Annotated in this window: 21 protein-coding genes; 6 read left to right on the top strand and 15 right to left on the bottom strand. The window is 68.7% G+C overall.

Features of this window, described 5'->3' with window-relative positions:
• Positions 1-17 precede the first annotated feature (17 nt).
• The 3 genes from M7H19_RS01740 to sigE form a co-directional block, all read right to left on the bottom strand.
• A complete protein-coding gene (locus tag M7H19_RS01740) occupies positions 18-1,574 on the bottom strand; it encodes a trypsin-like peptidase domain-containing protein (RefSeq protein WP_298176206.1) in 1,557 nt (518 codons plus the stop codon).
• 95 nt (positions 1,575-1,669) lie between these two features.
• Positions 1,670-2,590, bottom strand: coding sequence for a zf-HC2 domain-containing protein (locus M7H19_RS01735; RefSeq protein WP_298176204.1), 921 nt, complete (start codon positions 2,588-2,590; stop codon positions 1,670-1,672).
• Positions 2,587-3,180 (bottom strand): RNA polymerase sigma factor SigE, encoded by a 594-nt coding sequence (gene sigE / locus M7H19_RS01730; protein WP_298176202.1) that lies wholly within the window; start codon positions 3,178-3,180, stop codon positions 2,587-2,589. Before sigE ends, M7H19_RS01735 begins: the two co-directional genes overlap by 4 nt.
• Before the next feature lie 326 nt (positions 3,181-3,506).
• On the opposite strand from sigE, the gene M7H19_RS01725 reads away from it, so the two are divergent.
• A complete protein-coding gene (locus M7H19_RS01725; RefSeq protein WP_298176199.1) occupies positions 3,507-4,166 on the top strand; it encodes an O-methyltransferase in 660 nt (219 codons plus the stop codon).
• Positions 4,167-4,358: 192 nt separating this feature from the next.
• Here M7H19_RS01725 and M7H19_RS01720 read toward each other — a convergent pair whose 3' ends face one another.
• Positions 4,359-5,585, bottom strand: a complete 1,227-nt coding sequence (locus tag M7H19_RS01720) for an MFS transporter (protein ID WP_298176197.1) — start codon at positions 5,583-5,585, stop codon at positions 4,359-4,361.
• A gap of 64 nt (positions 5,586-5,649) precedes the next feature.
• Here M7H19_RS01720 and M7H19_RS01715 point away from each other — a divergent pair, with 64 nt between their 5' ends.
• On the top strand, positions 5,650-6,567 hold the full coding sequence (locus M7H19_RS01715; protein ID WP_298176195.1) for a LysR family transcriptional regulator: 918 nt from the start codon (positions 5,650-5,652) through the stop codon (positions 6,565-6,567).
• Here the strand turns inward: M7H19_RS01715 and M7H19_RS01710 are convergent.
• On the bottom strand, positions 6,558-8,024 hold the full coding sequence (locus M7H19_RS01710; protein WP_298176193.1) for a leucyl aminopeptidase family protein: 1,467 nt from the start codon (positions 8,022-8,024) through the stop codon (positions 6,558-6,560). The two genes, M7H19_RS01715 and M7H19_RS01710, sit on opposite strands and share 10 nt — an antisense overlap.
• A 72-nt stretch (positions 8,025-8,096) precedes the next feature.
• The gene (locus tag M7H19_RS01705; protein ID WP_012796138.1) at positions 8,097-8,264 is read right to left on the bottom strand and encodes a DUF3117 domain-containing protein; all 168 of its coding nucleotides are present in this window, start codon (positions 8,262-8,264) and stop codon (positions 8,097-8,099) included.
• Positions 8,265-8,451: 187 nt separating this feature from the next.
• Between M7H19_RS01705 and M7H19_RS01700 the strand changes: the two genes are divergently transcribed.
• A complete protein-coding gene (locus M7H19_RS01700) occupies positions 8,452-9,291 on the top strand; it encodes an enoyl-CoA hydratase-related protein (RefSeq protein WP_298176181.1) in 840 nt (279 codons plus the stop codon).
• A gap of 1 nt (position 9,292) precedes the next feature.
• On the opposite strand, the gene M7H19_RS01695 is transcribed toward M7H19_RS01700, so the two are convergent.
• Genes M7H19_RS01695 through M7H19_RS01680 form a run of 4 tightly spaced genes read right to left on the bottom strand, consistent with a single transcriptional unit; the run spans position 9,293 to position 11,581 of the window.
• Positions 9,293-9,877 carry a DNA-3-methyladenine glycosylase I gene (locus M7H19_RS01695; RefSeq protein ID WP_298176179.1) on the bottom strand — a complete coding sequence of 195 codons (585 nt, stop codon included), beginning with the start codon at positions 9,875-9,877 and terminating at the stop codon, positions 9,293-9,295.
• Positions 9,874-10,326 carry an SRPBCC family protein gene (locus M7H19_RS01690; RefSeq protein WP_298176176.1) on the bottom strand — a complete coding sequence of 151 codons (453 nt, stop codon included), beginning with the start codon at positions 10,324-10,326 and terminating at the stop codon, positions 9,874-9,876. Before M7H19_RS01690 ends, M7H19_RS01695 begins: the two co-directional genes overlap by 4 nt.
• Positions 10,319-10,633: a DivIVA domain-containing protein gene (locus M7H19_RS01685; RefSeq protein ID WP_298176173.1), complete on the bottom strand. Its 315-nt coding sequence runs from the start codon at positions 10,631-10,633 to the stop codon at positions 10,319-10,321. Before M7H19_RS01685 ends, M7H19_RS01690 begins: the two co-directional genes overlap by 8 nt.
• 27 nt (positions 10,634-10,660) lie before the next feature.
• Positions 10,661-11,581: a glucosyl-3-phosphoglycerate synthase gene (locus M7H19_RS01680; RefSeq protein ID WP_298176170.1), complete on the bottom strand. Its 921-nt coding sequence runs from the start codon at positions 11,579-11,581 to the stop codon at positions 10,661-10,663.
• A gap of 47 nt (positions 11,582-11,628) precedes the next feature.
• On the opposite strand from M7H19_RS01680, the gene M7H19_RS01675 reads away from it, so the two are divergent.
• The gene (locus M7H19_RS01675) at positions 11,629-12,303 is read left to right on the top strand and encodes a lysophospholipid acyltransferase family protein (protein ID WP_298176168.1); all 675 of its coding nucleotides are present in this window, start codon (positions 11,629-11,631) and stop codon (positions 12,301-12,303) included.
• A 13-nt stretch (positions 12,304-12,316) separates the two neighbouring features.
• On the opposite strand, the gene M7H19_RS01670 is transcribed toward M7H19_RS01675, so the two are convergent.
• Genes M7H19_RS01670 through dapE form a run of 3 tightly spaced genes read right to left on the bottom strand, consistent with a single transcriptional unit; the run spans position 12,317 to position 14,763 of the window.
• Positions 12,317-12,886, bottom strand: a complete 570-nt coding sequence (locus tag M7H19_RS01670; protein WP_298176165.1) for a TIGR00730 family Rossman fold protein — start codon at positions 12,884-12,886, stop codon at positions 12,317-12,319.
• Position 12,887: 1 nt separating this feature from the next.
• Entirely contained in the window at positions 12,888-13,670 is a 783-nt protein-coding gene (locus M7H19_RS01665; RefSeq protein ID WP_298176163.1) for a TIGR00730 family Rossman fold protein, read from the bottom strand.
• Positions 13,671-13,686: 16 nt separating this feature from the next.
• Positions 13,687-14,763 (bottom strand): succinyl-diaminopimelate desuccinylase, encoded by a 1,077-nt coding sequence (gene dapE, locus M7H19_RS01660; RefSeq protein WP_298176161.1) that lies wholly within the window; start codon positions 14,761-14,763, stop codon positions 13,687-13,689.
• A 36-nt stretch (positions 14,764-14,799) separates the two neighbouring features.
• On the opposite strand from dapE, the gene M7H19_RS01655 reads away from it, so the two are divergent.
• The gene (locus tag M7H19_RS01655) at positions 14,800-15,231 is read left to right on the top strand and encodes a hypothetical protein (protein WP_298176158.1); all 432 of its coding nucleotides are present in this window, start codon (positions 14,800-14,802) and stop codon (positions 15,229-15,231) included.
• Between the two features lie 21 nt (positions 15,232-15,252).
• A complete protein-coding gene (gene dapD, locus M7H19_RS01650; RefSeq protein ID WP_298176155.1) occupies positions 15,253-16,242 on the top strand; it encodes a 2,3,4,5-tetrahydropyridine-2,6-dicarboxylate N-succinyltransferase in 990 nt (329 codons plus the stop codon).
• A 119-nt stretch (positions 16,243-16,361) separates the two neighbouring features.
• Here dapD and dapC read toward each other — a convergent pair whose 3' ends face one another.
• Both dapC and fdxA read right to left on the bottom strand, forming a co-directional pair.
• Complete coding sequence (dapC, locus tag M7H19_RS01645) at positions 16,362-17,453, bottom strand: succinyldiaminopimelate transaminase (protein WP_298176152.1); 1,092 nt, start codon at positions 17,451-17,453, stop codon at positions 16,362-16,364.
• Positions 17,450-17,732 (bottom strand): ferredoxin (gene fdxA, locus M7H19_RS01640; protein WP_298176150.1); only part of this gene is annotated, 283 nt, incomplete at its 5' end. The genes dapC and fdxA, both read right to left, overlap by 4 nt.

Raw genomic sequence — 17,732 nt, 5'->3', positions numbered from 1 at the left:
CGGTGAAAGCGTACCCGTCAATCCGAGCCTAGGGTCACCTCAACAGTCAGCTGACGCCCGTCCCGCACCACGCGCACGGGCACGGATTGGCCGATGTCGTGCTCCCGCACGGCCACGGTGAGCTCGGCGGCGTTCCGCACCCGCCGCTCGCCCACCTGAACGATCACGTCGCCTTCCTTGATGCCCGCCTGCGCCGCAGGACCGCCCGAGACGACGTTCTGCACCTGAGCGCCCCGCGACGTGTTGGCCGCCACGGAAGCGGCGTTCACCCCGAGGGAGGCGTGCTTGACGGAACCGTCACGCACGAGCGACTCGCTGATCTTGATCGCCTGGTTGGCCGGGATCGCGAACCCGAGCCCGATGCTGCCGCCCTCCCCCGAACTGCCCACGGTGCGGATCATGGAGTTGATCCCCACGAGAGCGCCCGTGGCGTCGACGAGCGCCCCACCGGAGTTACCCGGGTTGATGGCCGCGTCGGTCTGGATGGCGTCGTAGGTCACCGGGGGGTCCCCGTTCTCCCCCGGAGCGGTCACCGGACGGTTGAGAGCACTGACGATGCCCTCGGTGACCGTGTTCTCCAAACCGAAGGGAGAACCGATGGCCATGACCTGGTCGCCGGGTGCGAGCGAATCGGAGTCACCGATCTCGATGACGACGGGGTCTTCCACACTGACCTTGAGTACGGCGAGATCGGTCTTCGGGTCGCTACCGACGACCTGGCCGCTCGTACGGGTACCGTCGATGAACACCACGGTGACCTTGGCGTTGCCGTCCCGCATCGCGTGGGACACCACGTGGTGGTTCGTGAGGATGTATCCCTCGGGATCGATGACCACACCGGAGCCGACACCGCCGGATTGGCCTGCCTCGACCTCGATGGACACCACGGCGGGCGCCACCTTCTGCGCGATCGCCGCGACCGAGCCCGCCGGCCGTTCTTTGGCGGCTTCGGCTTCCGCGAAGTTCAACTCCCCGGTGAGCGAGTTGCCCGCTGAGGAGATCGCCCATCCGACCACACCGCCCCCGGTCCCGATCAGCAGCGCTATGGCCCCGAGCAACGCCAGCGCGGTCGGTTTGACACGGCGGCCGAACAGCAATTCGGGCAGGCTCAGCAGCGGGCCGGTGGGGCGTTCGATGTCGTCGGCGGCGCGTTCTTGGCCCCGCAGGGCGGGCGTGCCCAACACGGCAGGGGAATTCGGGTCGCGCCACGGGTCCGATTCCGACGTCCACAGCGGCTTCTCGTCGCCTCCACCGGAGCCGTCACCGTTGTCGGAAGCAGCGGAGTCATCGGAGCGCACGTCACCGGCCGGGCGCTGCAGCACCACGTTCTCCTCACCCGGCTGCCGTCCGAAGGCCTCCGCAAGGGCAGGCGGAGGCGGACCGGGCTGGGACGACACCGGACGCGCGCTGGTGTCCGGCCGGTGAAGCAGGTCGAACGACCCCTCCACGCCTTGGGGCCTGCCGAACACAGCCGCCGATTCGGGATCCACCGGCGGACGTGTGACCGGGCGTGGCCGAAGCCGGTGCTCCTGTTGCCCGGGCTCCTCCTGGTTCGGCGTGGCTGGTTCGTTCATTCTTCCCCGGTTGGACTGCGGTGATCACTGAGATCGCTCGGCGTGTGACCCTACGCCAAGCTTCCCACAGACATGTTGCCCGCAGTTCGGTGAAGTCAGCGTGGGGCACCCACAGGCGTTGTCACAGCGCCTGTCACAGCGCCCGCGGTGGCCGGCGCGGCGACATCGGCCGAGGAAGACTCCGGGGACGCCGACACGGTCACACTGATGCTGGGTTCAGTGGAAGTGACCTTCGTTCCCGCTACGCCGAAGCGCTCGGACGGATCCGTGGGTTCGGAGGTCCGAGACGGGGAAGAAGACGTAGAAGACACAGAGGACGAGGAAGACATAGACGACGAGGAAGACACGGAAGGCTGGGAAGAACCGGACGGCCCGGGTGTTTCCGTTCCGGCTCCGTTGGCCTGCGCGGTGTCGTGGCCGCCGTGGCCGCCGAACTTCGCCGGCAGCACGTCGGTACGAGGCGTAGCACTGGAGTCGACGTCGGTGTCCCTCGTGCCGTCTTCGGTCACGTTCGTGGTGACGACCAGCGCGAGCGCGCTGAGCACCAGGCCGGAGACGACGACACCGGCTCCCTGCGTCGCCCTCTTCCTCACCCCGCCCAGACGCGGACCGTTACCGAGGACGGTGGGAGACGTGCCAAGAGGCGCCGACGTGCCGAGCGCACCTGAGGGAAGGCTGTCGCGCAGTCCCGCGACCTGGTCGGGCCGCTGCACGGCCACGATCTGCCCGTCCGGACCGATGGCGAGGTTGTCGGGACCGGGCGGCAGATCAGCGGTCTGAGGTATTCGCTGAAGGCTCGCCAGGAAGCCCGCCGAGATCGATGGTGTCTGCGCCTGCCGCACGGCGGTGCTGGCCGCGCGCTGGGCGGCGACCTCGGCGGAACAACGGGGGCAGTGGGCAAGGTGGGCCGCTGCGCGCTCCTGAGCGCCCAGCGACAACTCCTGGTCCACGAAAGCCACCACGGCATCGGGAAGAAGATGCGATTCGGGCAACCCCCGTCCCTTGCCAACCGTCATACCTGTGCCTCCTGTTTGAGCGCACGACGGCGCTCGAGAGAAGACTTCAACGCCTGTCGACCACGGTGGATCCGGCTGCGAACAGTGCCGAGCTTAACGCCGAGCGTCGCACCGATCTCCTCGTAGGACAGACCTTCCACGTCACACAGCACCACAGCCGCCTTGAACTCGGGAGGCAGCTCGTCGAGAGCGGCCTGCAGATCGGGGTCCAGATGTGTGTCTGAGTACACCTGCTCGGGACTCGGACCGTCACCGACGATGCGGTCGGTGTCCTCGGGAAGACCCTCCATCCGAACCCGGGAACGACGCCTCGCCATGTCGAGGAACAGGTTCGTCGTGATGCGGTGTAGCCAGCCCTCGAACGTTCCTGGTTTGTAGGACGCAAGCGAACGGAACACCCGGATGAACGTTTCCTGGGTGAGGTCTTCGGCGTCGTGGGCGTTACCGGTCAAGCGGTAAGCGAGCCGGTACACGCGATCGGCGTGTTGCCGCACGACCTCGTCCCAAGTCGGCGGCGTCCACGTGGCATCGTCGTCGACCAACACCGGAGCGGTCTGCATGCTGTCGTGTGGCAGCTGAGGCACCTCCATCGGTCCGTCCCCTTCACTAATCCACCAACGTGGCGGATGCGACGGGAGTTCCCGTCCTCTCGATATCTCAGTGTTACCCGGCTTCCTGTGGTTGTAGTGAAGTCCGTCTGAGAGCAGCCTGAGAAACGCGACGCCCTACCCGCCGCCCCATCAAGACCCGCTCCGACCAGCGTAAACGCGTTTTCCCCACATCGATCCCACCGCCACGCGGAGAGTGGATTCGGCCACGACGACCGCGAGGCGTCTCCGGTGGAAGCGAGACGAAAAGCACCCCGTGAGGACGTACTGGCCGAGTTCACCGACCGTGCCGCGCTAATCTCTGGCGCGTGAACTCCGAGACGCACATCACCGGTTGGGTCGATCTCGGCGAATTCATCGAGGCGTACCTTCCCGAGGACGATGTCCTGGCCTCGGCACGTCTTCGCGCGGAACAGCTCGGCTGCCCACCGGTGTCGTGTGCCACGGGTTCGCTGCTCAGCTTCCTGGCAGCGTCGTTACAAGCCCGGGCAGTCGTCGAGATCGGAACCGGCGCGGGTGTCAGCGGCCTGTACCTACTCCGGGGGATGGCCGGTGACGGCGTGCTGACCTCGATCGACATCGAGCCGGAATTCCACCGCAGCGCGCGCCAGTCGTTCCTCGCCGCCGGATACCCGACAGGGCGCACGCGCCTGATCATGGGTAGGGCGATGGACGTGTTGTCGCGGCTCACCACCGGTGGATACGACATGGTGTTCGCCGACGCCTCGCGCGTGGAGTACCCCGGTTACTTCGAACTCGGGGTGCAGCTGCTCCGTCCCGGTGGTGTGATCGCGTTCCACAACGTGCTGGCCGCGGGCCAGATCGCCGACCCGACGCGGCGGGAGCCGGAGCTGCTCGCGCTGCGAGACGTGGCACGAGCGGTGCGGGAGGACAAGCGCCTGGTGCCCACCCTGTTGCCCATGGGCAACGGCCTGCTGGTCGCGGCGGTCGCGACCACCGAGGACTGACGTGACACGGTGAGCTGAAACAACCGGAACAGCCGCGCCGACCTGGTGTGACGGGTGCGGAGACGGCTTCGAAGCGGCGGAGAGCCGCGAGACCGGAGAGGCCGGAGAGAGCAGGGAGAACGCTGTGTGCATCGGCATGCCGCTACCGTAACCCGCTTTTCGAACATATGTTCGTACACGTTCCGGTGAACCTCAGACGGACTCGGGCGCACTCCGCCGCGCCAGCAGCGACACACCCGCAGCCGCGCAGCCGAGCCACACCGCGACGGTGCCGACGAGCCACGCCCAACCCGCGTGCCCGTAGACGACGCTGCCCACCGTGCCACCGACACTGCTGCCCAGGTAGTACGCCAACGTGTACAGACCGGACGCCGACGCGCGGGCGCTCGTCGGCGCCTCGGCCGCGGCCCACCCGTTGGCGACGGCATGCGCCGCGAAGAAGCCACCGGTGAACACCACGAAGCCCACGATGACGACGGCGAGCGAACTCGCCACCGTGGCAGCCGCGCCCACGGCGGTCAGCGCGAGCGACATGAGCAGGCAGCGCATCCTGCCGAACCGCGCCACCAACCTGCCCGCCGTGGCCGACGACACCGAGCCCATCGCGTAGCAGAGGAACACGAGCGAGGCGACAGCGGGACTGAGGTTGAGCGGCTCTCCGGTGAGCCGGAAACCCGCCGCGTTGTACAGCGCCACGAACGATCCCATCGCCAGCAGCGCCACACCGTACTGCGCCCACAGCACGGGTCTGCGCAGGCCGATACGGAACCCGGACAACACGGCGCGCAGCTGCGCCCCGAGCGGCTCCGACCGCTTGTCCCGGTCCCGCCGCGGCGACCGTGGGAGAACGGCCACGGTGAGCAGGGCGCACAGCAGTCCGATGCCGCCGACCACGGCGAGAGCGCCGTGCCAGCCGAGTGGTTCGGTCACGCCCCCTGCGACGAGTCGGCCGAGCATGCCGCCCACGGTGTTGCCGGCGACCATGGCTCCGACCGCGCCGGCCACGCCCGCACGTCCCAGCAGTTCGGTGAGGTAGGCGGCCGCCACACCCGGGAATCCGGCGATGGCGACGCCCTGCAACACACGCAGGACGAGCAGCACCTCGTACGAAGGAGCGAGCGGCAACAGCAGTCCCAGCAGGGCCGAGGCCAGGACGGACACGACGATGACCGGTCGTTTGCCGACGATCTCCGACAGCGCGGCGATGGGCACCACCGCCGCGGCGAGGCCACCCGTACCCATCGACACGGCCAACGAAGCGGCACCGGGATCGAGACCGAACTCGGCCGCGAGCTGCGGCAACAGGGGTTGCGGCGCATACAGCAACGAGAACGAACAGATGCCGGCGGCGGCCACCGCCACCGTGACCCGGCGGGCACTCACGGCCCGACCCGCGGAATCCTGCGCAGCCACACCCACGTTCTCCGACGGTAAGCGCCGCTAATCAATACTTCCAATACTGCGCGCAAGCACAATCGATACCGTGACGAATGAATTCGACGATGTCCGACTCACGATGGATCTCGCACCCGCCGCCGCGTTGCTGAGCGTGCTGAAGAACACTTCCAACCTCACCCGAGCGGCGGCCGAACTCGGCATCCCTCAGCCGACCGCGAGTCGCCGTCTCGCCGCGCTCAGCGAACGCGTGGGAGTACCGCTCACCGTTCCCCAGGGACGCGGTATCCGCCTCACCCGGGTAGGTCGGCTACTCGCCGACGCCGCCGAACGGGCTGTCGACATCCTGGAGCACGGCGTCCGTCAGGTCCGCGAGGAAATCGATCCCGAAGCCGGTCACGTGGTGCTGGGCTTTTTGCACCTACTCGGCCGATCCCTGGTGCCCGGCCTGCTCCGCGACTTCCGCATCGAGCATCCCCGAACCCGGTTCGGCCTCGCCCAAGGGTCCTGGCGGAACATCGTGGACGGCCTCGTCTCCGGGGAGCTCGACCTGGCACTGGTCGCACCACCGCCCCGCGCAGAGGGCCTGGAATCCGTGGTGCTCACCGAGCAGGAACTGTTCGTGGCCGTGCCCACGGACCACCGTCTTGCCGGTCGCCCCAGCGTGCGCCTGACCGAACTGGCCGACGAAGTGTTCGTGCTGCTCGAACACGGTTACGGGCTGCGGCAGATCACCGACGCTCTCTGCGCGAAAGCCGGCTTCACACCGACCGTGGCGTTCGAAGGCCAGGAATCCGACACGGTACGCGGGCTGGTCGCGGCAGGACTCGGTGTGGCGCTCCTACCCGCGTTCGAACCCCACCCGCCGCCGGGGGTCGCCGAAATCAGGCTCGACCCGCCCGTGACCCGGAAGATCGGTCTGGCCTGGTCCACCGATCGGCCGCTGTCCCCCGCCGCCGCGACGTTCCGCAAGTTCATTCGCGACCACTCGCGGGATCAGGCGTAGGACTCGACGAACCGCACGAGAGTGCGTGCGGCGAAGCCCGTGCCGCCGGGCACGACCTCGGCGTAGGTGCTCTCGGCCCTGGCCGGTCCCGCGATGTCCAGGTGCGCCCACGGCAGGCCGTCCGTGAACTCACGCAGGAACAGCGCGGCCGTGATACCGCCCGGGCCGGGCGGTCCCTGACGGATGTCGGCGATGCCGTCGCGAACGGCGTCGACGTACTCGTCCGACAGCGGCATCCGCCACCACTGCTCGCCCACCTCGGCGCCGGCTTCTAAAAGACGCTCGGCGAGCTCGTCGTCGGTGGCGAACAAGCCGCCCGTACGCACTCCCAGCGCCACCTTCATCGCACCCGTGAGCGTGGCCACGTCGACCACCACGTCGGGGCGGAAGGTCTCGACTCCGTAGGCGAGGGCGTCGGCGAGCGCCATCCTGCCCTCGGCGTCGGTGTTGTCGATCTTCGTGGTGCGCCCGCCATAGTGCCGCACCACGTCACCGGGCCGATACGCCGAGCCGGAGATCGCGTTCTCGGCCGCGGGCACCAGGCCGGTGACCCGCACGTTCGGTTTCAGCGCGGCGATCGCTCGCATCGCCGCGACGACAGCACCGCCACCGGACATGTCGGTGCGCATGAGGTGCATGCCCGCAGCGGGCTTCACCGAGATGCCGCCCGTGTCGAACGTGATGCCCTTACCCACGAGCAGCAGATGCGCAGCGGCGCCTCGCGGCCGGTACGACAACTCGATCAGCCGCGGCGGGTGGGCCGAACCACCGCCGACGGCGAGTATGCCGCCGAACCGCCGTTCGGCCAGCCACTCGTCGTCGCGCACGGTCACCGACAGGCCTGGCACGTCGGCGACCCGCTGGGCCGTGTTCGCCAGCCACGCCGGGTTCTTCACGTTCGACGGCGTGTTGGCCAGGTCACGCGCCAATGCCGTGGCCCGGGCCAACTCGCCGGCTCGGGCTACCATCGCAGCGCACTCGTCGACGGAGCCCTCCGACACCACCAGCCGCACCCTGCGCACCCGCACAGGCCCGTCCGAGCCGGTCACTCGGTAGCGGTAGCCACCGAGCATCGCGCCCGTCGTGAACGCGGCGTACTCGCCGGCACCCGTCTGCTCCGCGGGGCGCACCTGCACCAGCACCGGCGGACGACCACCCGAATCGGCTTCGGCGTCGGCATAGGCGTGCGCGGCTCGGACGAATGCCGCACCGGCCTCGCGGTAATGCCGTCGATCGCCCGAGCCGATACCGACGAGCCACTTCGGGCCGTCCTCACCCGGCAGGACCCGGACCTCACCGGCCTTGCCGTTGAACCCCAAGTCGGCAGGCACCTCGACGTGTGGTGTGTCGTCCCCCTCCGTGACGAGCACCGCGACCGGCGCGCCCCGTCGGGCACGGTCGGCCACCTCCACGTCGATCAGCCTCGTGGGGACGGACGGGACCGGCGAGCGCGCCATACGATCTCCAGGCACAACAGGTCAGGCCAGGCCGAACCTGTGTCGGCACCGGCACGAGGAATGGATCAGTTTTCAGCTGGTGGCCTGCTGAAGGGCCGCACCGAGGTCCTTGGCCTCCTCCATCGTCAGTTCGACGACGAGTCGCCCGCCGCCCTCGAGCGGTACGCGCATCACGAGGCCCCGCCCCTCCTTGGTCACTTCAAGGGGCCCATCTCCGGTTCGGGGCTTCATGGCCGCCATAGCGTGCTCCCTCCGTCTGAATCAGCGCGCCCGGTTCGGGCTCGCCAAAGCAACCGCGTCGTGACCATTGTCCCCCATGAGGAGTCGGCCGCGAACGTGGACCGATCTTAGCGGCGACGGATCGTTGCTGGTATGCGCGCCGCAGGCCTGTCAGACTCGCCGATCGAGGACAACAACGGAGGATTCGGTGACCGCACACGAGAGCACAGAGGCGAAAAAGAACGGCAACCCGGACTCCACCGGCGAGGTGCTGTTGACAAGCGACGCCGACGGCGTACGCACCCTCACACTCAATCGGCCCCGCGCGTACAACTCACTGACGGTGGAGCTGAAGGAACGGCTGCTCACGGCCCTGAAGGAGGCGGCGGAGGACGACACGGTCAGGGCTGTCGTACTCACCGGTGCGGGCAAGGCGTTCTGCGCGGGCCAGGACCTCAAGGAGCACATCGGGATGCTGCGCTCCGGCGATCCGGCCCCGTTGAACACGGTGTCGCAGCACTACAACCCGATCGTGACCGCGATCGTGGACATGCCGAAACCGGTGATCGCGGCGGTGAACGGCTCGGCCGCCGGGGCCGGAGCCGCCTTCGCCTACGCCTGCGACCTGCGCATCGCGGCGGCTTCGGCCAGTTTCAACATGGCTTTCGCCGGGGTGGGGCTGGGCCCGGATTCGGGCGCGTCGTGGACACTGCAACGGCTCGTCGGATACGGCAAGGCCGTGGAGTTGATGATGCTGGGCCACAAGGTGGACAGCACGGAAGCGCTACGTCTCGGATTGGTGGGCGAGGTGGTTCCCGACGACGAGTTCGCCGACCGGGTGCGTACCGTCGCCGCCACACTCGCCGCGGGCCCCACCAGGGCATACGCGAAGATCAAGAGCACGGTGGCGCGGGCTGCCGAGTGCTCGCTGGCCGAGGCGTTGGCCGCCGAGGACGCGGCTCAGACGGAACTCGGCGGCACCACCGATCACAGCGAGGCCGTCGAGGCGTTCGTGGAGAAGCGCCGACCGAATTTCACCGGAAAGTAGGTCACCCGACTCGGTCGCCCGCGCGGAAACAGCCCTGCACGTGGTCGTCCACCATGCCCGTGGCCTGCATCATCGCGTAGCAGGTCGTCGGACCGACGAAGACGAAACCACGCTTCTTCAAAGCCGTGGCCAGCGCCTTCGACTCCGGTGTCGTGGCGGGCACATCGGCCATCGTGCGGGGCCTCCGCCGCACGCCCGGTTCGGGGGCGAACGACCACAGCAGGTCGTCCAACGGCACGTCCAACTCCGCGACGGCCCTGGCGTTGGTGATCGTGGCGAGGATCTTCGCCCGATTCCGCACGATGGACGCATCGGCCAGCAGTAGAGCGACGTCGTTGGTATCGAAGGCGGCGACCCTTTCGGGGTCGAACCCGGCGAAGGCGCGCCGGAAGTCGTCGCGTTTGCGCAGGATGGTCAGCCACGACAGGCCGGACTGGAACACCTCCAACGACAACCGTTCGAACAGCGCGGCCTCACCCCGCAGCGGCACACCCCACTCCTCGTCGTGGTAGGCCACGTAGTCGGGCGCGGTGTTGCCCCAGGCGCACCGAAAAACGCCGTCGGGACCGAGAAGTTCCGGGTTCACTGGCCCACCGTGTAGTTCTCGGCGAACCGCGCGAACGTCCGCAACGAGCGGCGCAGAGCCAGCGCGAACGCCGGACGCACCAGCCCCCAACCCAACCTGCCCACCGGGCCGAACGGAGGGGTGAAGTCCTCCGACCACACGAACACGCTGCGCTGCGGCCCTTTCGCCTGGACGTGGAAGGTGCCCGTTCCCCGGACGATCAGCCCCAGGTGCCGCACCGTGCACCGCACCGGCGGCTCCCAGTTCGTGATCTCCATGGTGTCGGTGACGCCCACCCCGAAGGCACCGGTGAACGCCTCCAGCCGCGACCCGACACTGCGCCCGTTGCCCGAGATCACCCGCACCGTGGTGGCGGGGATCCACTCACGCTGCCGTTCCCAGTCGGTCAGCGCCAACCACGTCGTACCCGCGGGCGCGGCGATCTCCACCGACGCCGTGAGATCACTCACGGCTCACCCCACAACTCCCGCGTTCGGCCTCCAACTCCGCCACCCGGGCGCGCAACAGGTCGATCTCCGCGCCGAGCCGGGACATCACCCAGTCGACCTCCGACATCTTGTAGCCACGGAGGACGACCTGGTACTTGACGCCTTCCACATCCTTGCCCGTGATGTCCTCGGCGGGCAGGCGGGTGGGCGAACTACCGGGTGCGAGCGGGGCGAGCTCCTCCCCTCTGCCGAAGACCAGCGACGCCAGCAGGAACACCACGGCCGCTACCAGCAGCATCACGAGAAGGTAGATCAGGGCGGTGGTCACTCCACGATCGTGACATACCCGCCGAACTCACGTGTGCTTCGCCAGCACCTGTCGCAGCGGCGGACGATCGGTGAGCGGAACCGGACTGACATCCGGGATCCACTCACCCGCGACCTGCACGAACTGGGTGAGCTCCGGCGCTCCGGGCGCCTCCACTCCGCAACGTGCCAAGGCGGTGCCGAGAATCTCGCGGGCCATGACACCGAGCTGCGCCAACGAACGATTGCGGTGCTTGCGCACCCCAAGATTCACCTGTGCCAGCGCGTCGAGCCCGCAGGTGGCTTCGGCGTCGAGCAGCAGGCCTATCTCCACTCCGTAGCCACAGGAAAACGGCAGCGCCTCCAACAGCCGCCGGGTGGCCGCGTACTCCCCTCCCAACGGCTGCACCAGCCCGGACAACGATGGCCGCAGCGCGGCCAACAACGGCCGGGCCAGCAACTCGGTGACCCGTCCGCCTCCGGTGGTGAGTTCGTCGTCCTCCAACCGCAGCGGCCTGCGGTAGAAACCCTTCACCAGCTCGACGCCGGGCTCGCACAACAACGGGCCGAGCAGCGCGGGCACGAAACCCGGGTCGGGATCGACCAAGTCGGAGTCGAGGAACACGACCAGATCACCCGTCGTGGCCGCCAACGACCGCCACAGCGCCTCGCCCTTGCCCGGCAACGGCGGGAAGTCGGTGAGCACCTCCTCGCGGCGGACGGCGGTCGCGCCCGCTCGCGTCGCGGTGGCCACCGTGTCGTCACTCGACCCGGAGTCCAACACCACGAGCTCGTCCACCAGGGTGCCCACCAAAGGACGCACAGAGGCCACCACGGCTCCCACCGTGGCCTCCTCGTTCAGCGCGGGCAGCACCACCGACACCGTCCGCCCCCGCTTGGCCGCCACCAGTTCCGGCACACTCCACTGCGGAGATTGCCAGGTGCGGCGACGGAACCAGCGCTCATCCATGAATAGCGATCGTGCCATCCTGGAAAGGACAGTCACCGGGAGGGAACGTGTTGCAACCGCTGATCCGAGGTGTACTCGCGCCGACGGCCAAGCTGGTCTATCGGCCCGACGTGCAGGGGCTGGAGAACGTGCCGCTCGACGGCCCGGTGATCCTGGCTCCCAACCATCGATCGGCTATCGACACCGCGGTCATCGCGCTCGTGGCGCCCCGGCCGGTCCGGTTCCTCGGCAAGGCCGAGTACTTCACGGGCACGGGATTGAAGGGCCGGTTCGTGGCCTCGTTCCTGTCCGCGCTCGGATACCTTCCCGTCGAACGTGGCAACGCCATGGCCGGTCTCGCCGCGCTGAAAGCAGCGCGCGAGGTGCTGGAGGCCGGTGAGACGTTCGCGATCTACCCGGAGGGCACGCGTTCACTCGACGGTCGTCTGTACCGCGGGCACACCGGTGTCGGCACGCTCGCGCTGGAGACCCGGGCGACCGTGGTTCCCGTGGCGCTGCACGGCACCGAGAAACTGCTGCCGGTGGGCAAGAAGATCCCCCGGCCGGCGAAGGTGAGCGTGCGGTTCGGAGAGCCGCTCGACTTCTCCCGCTACGACGGCCTCGGCTCCTCACCGGCGATCCGGCGCGCGGTGACCGACGAGATCATGTACGCGATCATGGAGCTGTCCGGTCAGGAGTACGTGGACAGCTACCACAAGCGGCCGCAGGCCGACGCCGCCTGACCGCCGGGCGGCGTCAACCCGCCCACTTGTCGACCGGCGTGTAGGTGTGCCGGGAGAAGACGCCGAGAACGGCGTGCGGGTCCGCGTCGACCGTGACGAGGTCGCGGCTGGCCTCGCCCAAGAACCCTTCGGTCACCATGTGATCGAGGAACTCGACCATCTTGGTGTAGTAGCCGCCCACGTCGAGCAGGCCCACCGGTTTGGCGTGCAGGCCGAGCTGCGCCCAGGTCCACACCTCGAACAGCTCCTCCAACGTGCCCGCCCCACCGGGCAGCGCGAGAAAGGCGTCGGACAGCCGGGCCATCGTGGCCTTGCGTTCGTGCATGTCCTCCACCACGTGGAGCTCGGTGAGGCCGTGGTGCGCGATCTCGGCACGCATCAGGTGTTTCGGGATCACTCCGATGACCTCGCCGCCCGCCTCCAGTGTCGCGTCGGCCACGACACCCATGAGGCCGACCTGCCCGCCGCCGTAGACGACGCCGATTCCGCGTTCGGCCAACAACCTGCCCACGGCGGTGGCCGCGTCGGCGTAACCGGGGTCCTTACCCGACGACGAGCCGCAGAAGACGCAGATCCGCTCCATTTCAGTGGGTTTCCTCCCAAGCCTTGTAGGCCTTCTTCACCACGTTCACCGCGTCGTCGATGTCGTCGGTGACATGCAGCAGCTGAAGGTCCCGTTCGCTGATCTTGCCTTCCCCGAGCACGGTGTCCCGCACCCATTCGTACAGCCCACCCCAGTACTTGGAGCCGAACAGCACCACCGGGAACTTGGTGACCTTCTTGGTCTGCACCAACGTCAACGCCTCGAACAGCTCGTCGAGCGTGCCGAACCCGCCGGGGAGACAGATGAACGCCTGCGAGTACTTGATGAACATCGTCTTCCGCGTGAAGAAGTAGCGGAAGTTCACCCCGAGATCCACCCACGAGTTCAGGCCCTGCTCGAACGGCAGCTCGATGCCGAGGCCGACGGACAGGCCACCGGCCTCGGACGCGCCTCTGTTCGCGGCCTCCATCACACCGGGACCACCGCCGGTGATCACGGCGAACCCGACTTCGGCCAACGCCGCGCCGATCTCGCGACCGAGCTGGTACTCGGGATGGTCGCGAGGCGTGCGGGCCGACCCGAACACGGTCACCGCGCGCGGTATCTCAGCCAGCGCGCCGAATCCCTCGACGAACTCGGCTTGGATACGCAGCACCCGCCACGGGTCGGTGTGCACCCAGTCGGACGGTCCGCGGGAGTCGAGCAGCCGCTGGTCCGTGGTGGTGTTCTCCGCCTGACTACTCCGGCGCAGGACGACGGGACCACGACGCCGTTCAGGCGGGCTGTCATCGCCGTTGTTGATGTTGCGCGTCACCTCGGTCACAACGGCCAGCGTAGATTCATCCGCTCAACAATGAGTGGAGCACCTCGGCGACACGGCGAATATCCGCGACCGGAACGTGCTCCTGCTGGGTGTGGGCCAGGGTCGGATCGCCGGGCCCGAAGTTGACGGCGGGCATGCCAAGCGCGGCGAAACGGGCCACATCGGTCCACCCGAGTTTGGCGGCCACCCGCCCACCCGCGGCGTCGACGAGTTCCGCCGCCGCCGGTTCCGACAGGCCCGGCAGCGCGCCCGGTGAACAGTCGACGACGGTGAGTTCGTAGCCGTCGAAAACCTCCCGCAGGTGCGCCTCGGCCCGCTCGGGGGTGACGTCGGGCGCGAAACGGTGGTTCACGGCCAGCACGGCGGAGTCGGGCACGACGTTGCCCGCCACCCCGCCCTCGATCCGCACCGCCTGCAGCCCTTCCCGGTAGGTGAGGCCGTCGATCTCCACGACCCGGGCCTCGTACTCCGCGAGACGGCGCAGCGGTTCACCCAACGCGTGGATGGCGTTGGAACCCATCCACGCCCGAGCGGTGTGGGCGCGGACACCGTCCACGCGCAGCTCGACCCGCATGGTGCCCTGGCAGCCGGCCTCGATCACCGCGTTCGACGGCTCGCCCACGACGGCGAGATCCCCGCGCAGCCACTCGGGCAGTTCGCGTTCGATCCGGCCCAGTCCGTTGCGAGCGGCCTCGACCTCCTCGCAGTCGTAGAACACGAAGGTGACGTCGTGCCGCGGTTCCGGCAGCGTCGCCGCGAGGTGCAGGAACACGGCGTCGCCACCCTTCATGTCGACGCTGCCGAGGCCGTGCAGAACCTCGTCGTCCCCCGAACCGGTACGCCTGGAGGGCAAGTTGTCGTTGACGGGCACGGTGTCGAGGTGCCCGGCGAACACGATCCGCGACGGCCTGCCCAGGTCGGTCCTGGCCAACACGGCGTCGCCGTTACGCACCACCTCCAGATGCGGGGCCTGTGTACGCAGCGCGGCCTCCACGGCGTCGGCGATGGTGGCCTCGGCGCCGGACACGCTTTCGATGTCCACGAGCGCGGCGGTGAGATCGACGGGATCGGAACGCAGGTCGAGCGAGGGCATGCTCGCACCGTAACGCGCGCTGCGTACGGTGGACACGTGCGTACCCGAGCCTGTGCCGTTCTCGCCGCCGCGCTGTTCGTGCTGACCGGGTGCTCCGGAGAAGCGGGGCCGACCCCGAAGGGAGCGCCGGATCCCGGTCCCGGCGCCCTGGCCCGGAAGATAGAGATCCTGCGAGCCGACGACTGCCACGTCGCGCCCACCGAGGTGCGCTCGCCCGACTGCGAGAAGTACGTCACCCAGCTGGAGAACATCCCGGGCAACGCGCGCAAGTACGCGGCCGGACATCCTCGGTTGGGTGAGGCCATCGACTCGCTTGAAAGCACGGTGCGGTCCTATCGCAACAACGAATGCGCAGGTGGCGGCGACGCCGACGTGTGCGCGGCGACGCTGACGGACATGGCGTCGGCGTTGACGAACCTGCACACCGAGCTGTCCGCGCTGCCGGACGTGGCGACGCAGACAGGCTGAGCGCGGGTTACCGTAGCGGCCGTGAGCGCAGCTATTCCGAATCCCGAAACGACCGGTGCGACCGGTGTCGGCCTGGCGACCGTCACGAACGACGGCACCGTGCTCGACACGTGGTTCCCGCAGCCGAAGCTGGTCACCACAGAGTCGCGTGAGAGCGGCACCGAGAGGCTGTCCGCGGAGCAGGCCGTCGAAGCGCTCGGTGAGGCGGCGACGGCCGCGCTCGGCCCCGACGACGCGCGCGGAGTCGAGGTCGTGGCGGTACGCACGTCCATCGCGGCGTTGTCGCAGGCCCCCGCCGACGCGTACGACGTGTACCTGCGACTGCACCTGCTCTCCCACCGGCTCGTACGGCCGCACGGCCAGAACCTCGACGGGGTGTTCGGCCTGTTGTCCAACGTCGTGTGGACCAACCACGGCCCGTGCCCGGTGGAGGGCTTCGAGGTCACGCGCCTGCGGCTGCGGTCGCGCGGCCAGGTGACCGTCTACAGCATCGACAAGTTCCCCCGCATGGTGGATTACGTGATCCCGAGCGGGGTCCGTATCGGCGACCCCGACCGCGTGCGGCTCGGCGCGCACCTCGCCAGCGGCACCACCGTGATGCACGAGGGCTTCGTGAACTTCAACGCGGGCACGCTCGGCGCCTCCATGGTGGAGGGGCGGATCTCGGCGGGTGTCGTGGTCGGCGACGGCACCGACGTCGGCGGCGGCGCGTCCATCATGGGCACGTTGTCCGGTGGCGGTAAGGAGGTCATCTCGCTGGGCGAGCGGTGCCTCATCGGCGCCAACGGCGGCGTGGGAATCTCCCTCGGCGACGACACGGTGGTGGAGGCCGGCCTCTACGTCACCGCGGGCACGAAGGTGAAGTTCGAGGGCCGTACCGTCAGGGCCCGCGACATCTCGGGTATCTCCGGGGCCCTGTTCCGCCGCAACTCCACGACCGGCGAGGTCGAGGTCGTCGAACGCACCGGTGCGGGCGTCGAACTCAACGCCGCCCTGCACGCCAACGACTGAAACGGTTTCCCTCCGCGAAAACCTGTCACCCGGCGGACGAAACGGCTTCGACGACTCGAAGGGAATCCGTTTCGTCCCCGAGAACGGTCCCGGCCCGGCGTGGGAACACGCCGGGCCGGTCACTCCGTCAGACGTTCCGCCGCGGCGTTCACTCGCTCGTCGGTGGCCGTGAGAGCCACGCGGACATGGGAATGACCGCGAGGCCCGTAGAAGGTGCCCGGAGCGGCGAGGATGCCTCGCTGCGCCAGCCACGACAACGTGTCCTGCGCTGGTTCGCCGCGCGTCGCCCACAGGTACAGGCCCGCCTCGGAGTCGTCGATGCGAAAGCCCGCCTTCTCCAGTGCCGGGCGCAGCACCGCGCGACGAGCGGCGTAACGTCGCCGCTGTTCGGCCAATACCTCGTCGTCGGCCAACGCGACCTGCATGGCCTCCTGCACCGGTCTCGGCACGATCATCCCGGCGTGTTTACGCACCGCCAGCAGGTCACGTACCAGCGCGGGATCGCCCGTGACGAACCCCGCGCGATAGCCGGCCAGGTTGGCCGACTTCGACAGCGAATGCACCGCCAACAGGCCGTCGAGACTGCCGCCGTGCACGTCGGGGTGCAGGATCGACACCGGATCGGCGTCCCAGCCCAGAGCCAGATAGCACTCGTCGGACACCACCACGGTGCCGCGCTCGCGCGCCCACTCCACCACTTTGCGCAGGTGTTCCACACCCAGCACCTTCCCGGTGGGGTTGGACGGCGAGTTCAGCCACAACAAGGCGGGCCGGGCGGGACCGAGCGCGGTGAGTCCGTCGGCGCGCGCCACGGACGCACCCGCCAACAGCGCGCCCACCTCGTACGTCGGGTAGGCCAGCTCGGGGATGACGACCGTCTTCCCCACGCCGACACCGAGCAGCGTCGGCAGCCACGCCACCAGCTCCTTGGACCCGATCGTGGGCAGCACGGCGTCGGGTTCCACCCCGGTGACACCGTGGCGACGCCGCAACGCCTCGACGGCCGCCTCACGCAGGGCGGGCGTGCCGTGCGTGGCCGGGTAACCCGGGACGTCCGATACCGAAGCGAGAGCAGCCCTGATGCTGTCCGGTACCGGGTCCACCGGCGTGCCGACCGACAGGTCGACTATCCCGTCGGCGTGAGCTCGCGCAGTGGCGGCGTGGCCGGCCAGTGAGTCCCAGGGAAAGTCGGGAAGCTTCGGCCCGCTCATTCGCCCTGCGGGGGCAGGTCCTTGATCCACTGCGGGTCGTGCGCGACCTTGCCGACCTTCGCCGCCCCGCCGGGTGAACCGAGTTCGTCGAAGAAGTCGACGTTGGCCTTGGTGTAGGCGGCCCACTCGTCCGGCACGTCGTCCTCGTAGTAGATGGCCTCCACCGGACAGACCGGCTCGCAGGCTCCGCAGTCGACGCACTCATCGGGGTGGATGTAGAGCATCCGCTCGCCCTCGTAGATGCAGTCGACGGGGCACTCGTCGATGCATGACTTGTCG

Source organism: Saccharomonospora sp., from assembly GCF_027317685.1.
Classification (GTDB): domain Bacteria; phylum Actinomycetota; class Actinomycetes; order Mycobacteriales; family Pseudonocardiaceae; genus Saccharomonospora.
Note: the sequence above shows the minus strand (reverse complement) of the source record. Positions and strands in the feature narration are given on the sequence as shown.

Excerpts from the sequence above, each read along its gene's own strand:
- M7H19_RS01740 (WP_298176206.1), bottom strand. The coding sequence starts at position 1,574 with ATGAACGAACCAGCCACGCCGAACCAGGAGGAGCCCGGGCAACAGGAG.
- sigE (WP_298176202.1), bottom strand. The coding sequence starts at position 3,180 with ATGGAGGTGCCTCAGCTGCCACACGACAGCATGCAGACCGCTCCGGTG.
- dapE (WP_298176161.1), bottom strand. The coding sequence starts at position 14,763 with ATGCCCTCGCTCGACCTGCGTTCCGATCCCGTCGATCTCACCGCCGCG.
- dapC (WP_298176152.1), bottom strand. The coding sequence starts at position 17,453 with ATGAGCGGGCCGAAGCTTCCCGACTTTCCCTGGGACTCACTGGCCGGC.
- M7H19_RS01670 (WP_298176165.1), bottom strand. The coding sequence starts at position 12,886 with ATGGAGCGGATCTGCGTCTTCTGCGGCTCGTCGTCGGGTAAGGACCCC.
- M7H19_RS01710 (WP_298176193.1), bottom strand. The coding sequence starts at position 8,024 with ATGGCGCGCTCGCCGGTCCCGTCCGTCCCCACGAGGCTGATCGACGTG.
- M7H19_RS01680 (WP_298176170.1), bottom strand. The coding sequence starts at position 11,581 with ATGGATGAGCGCTGGTTCCGTCGCCGCACCTGGCAATCTCCGCAGTGG.
- M7H19_RS01735 (WP_298176204.1), bottom strand. The coding sequence starts at position 2,590 with ATGACGGTTGGCAAGGGACGGGGGTTGCCCGAATCGCATCTTCTTCCC.
- M7H19_RS01705 (WP_012796138.1), bottom strand. The coding sequence starts at position 8,264 with ATGGCGGCCATGAAGCCCCGAACCGGAGATGGGCCCCTTGAAGTGACC.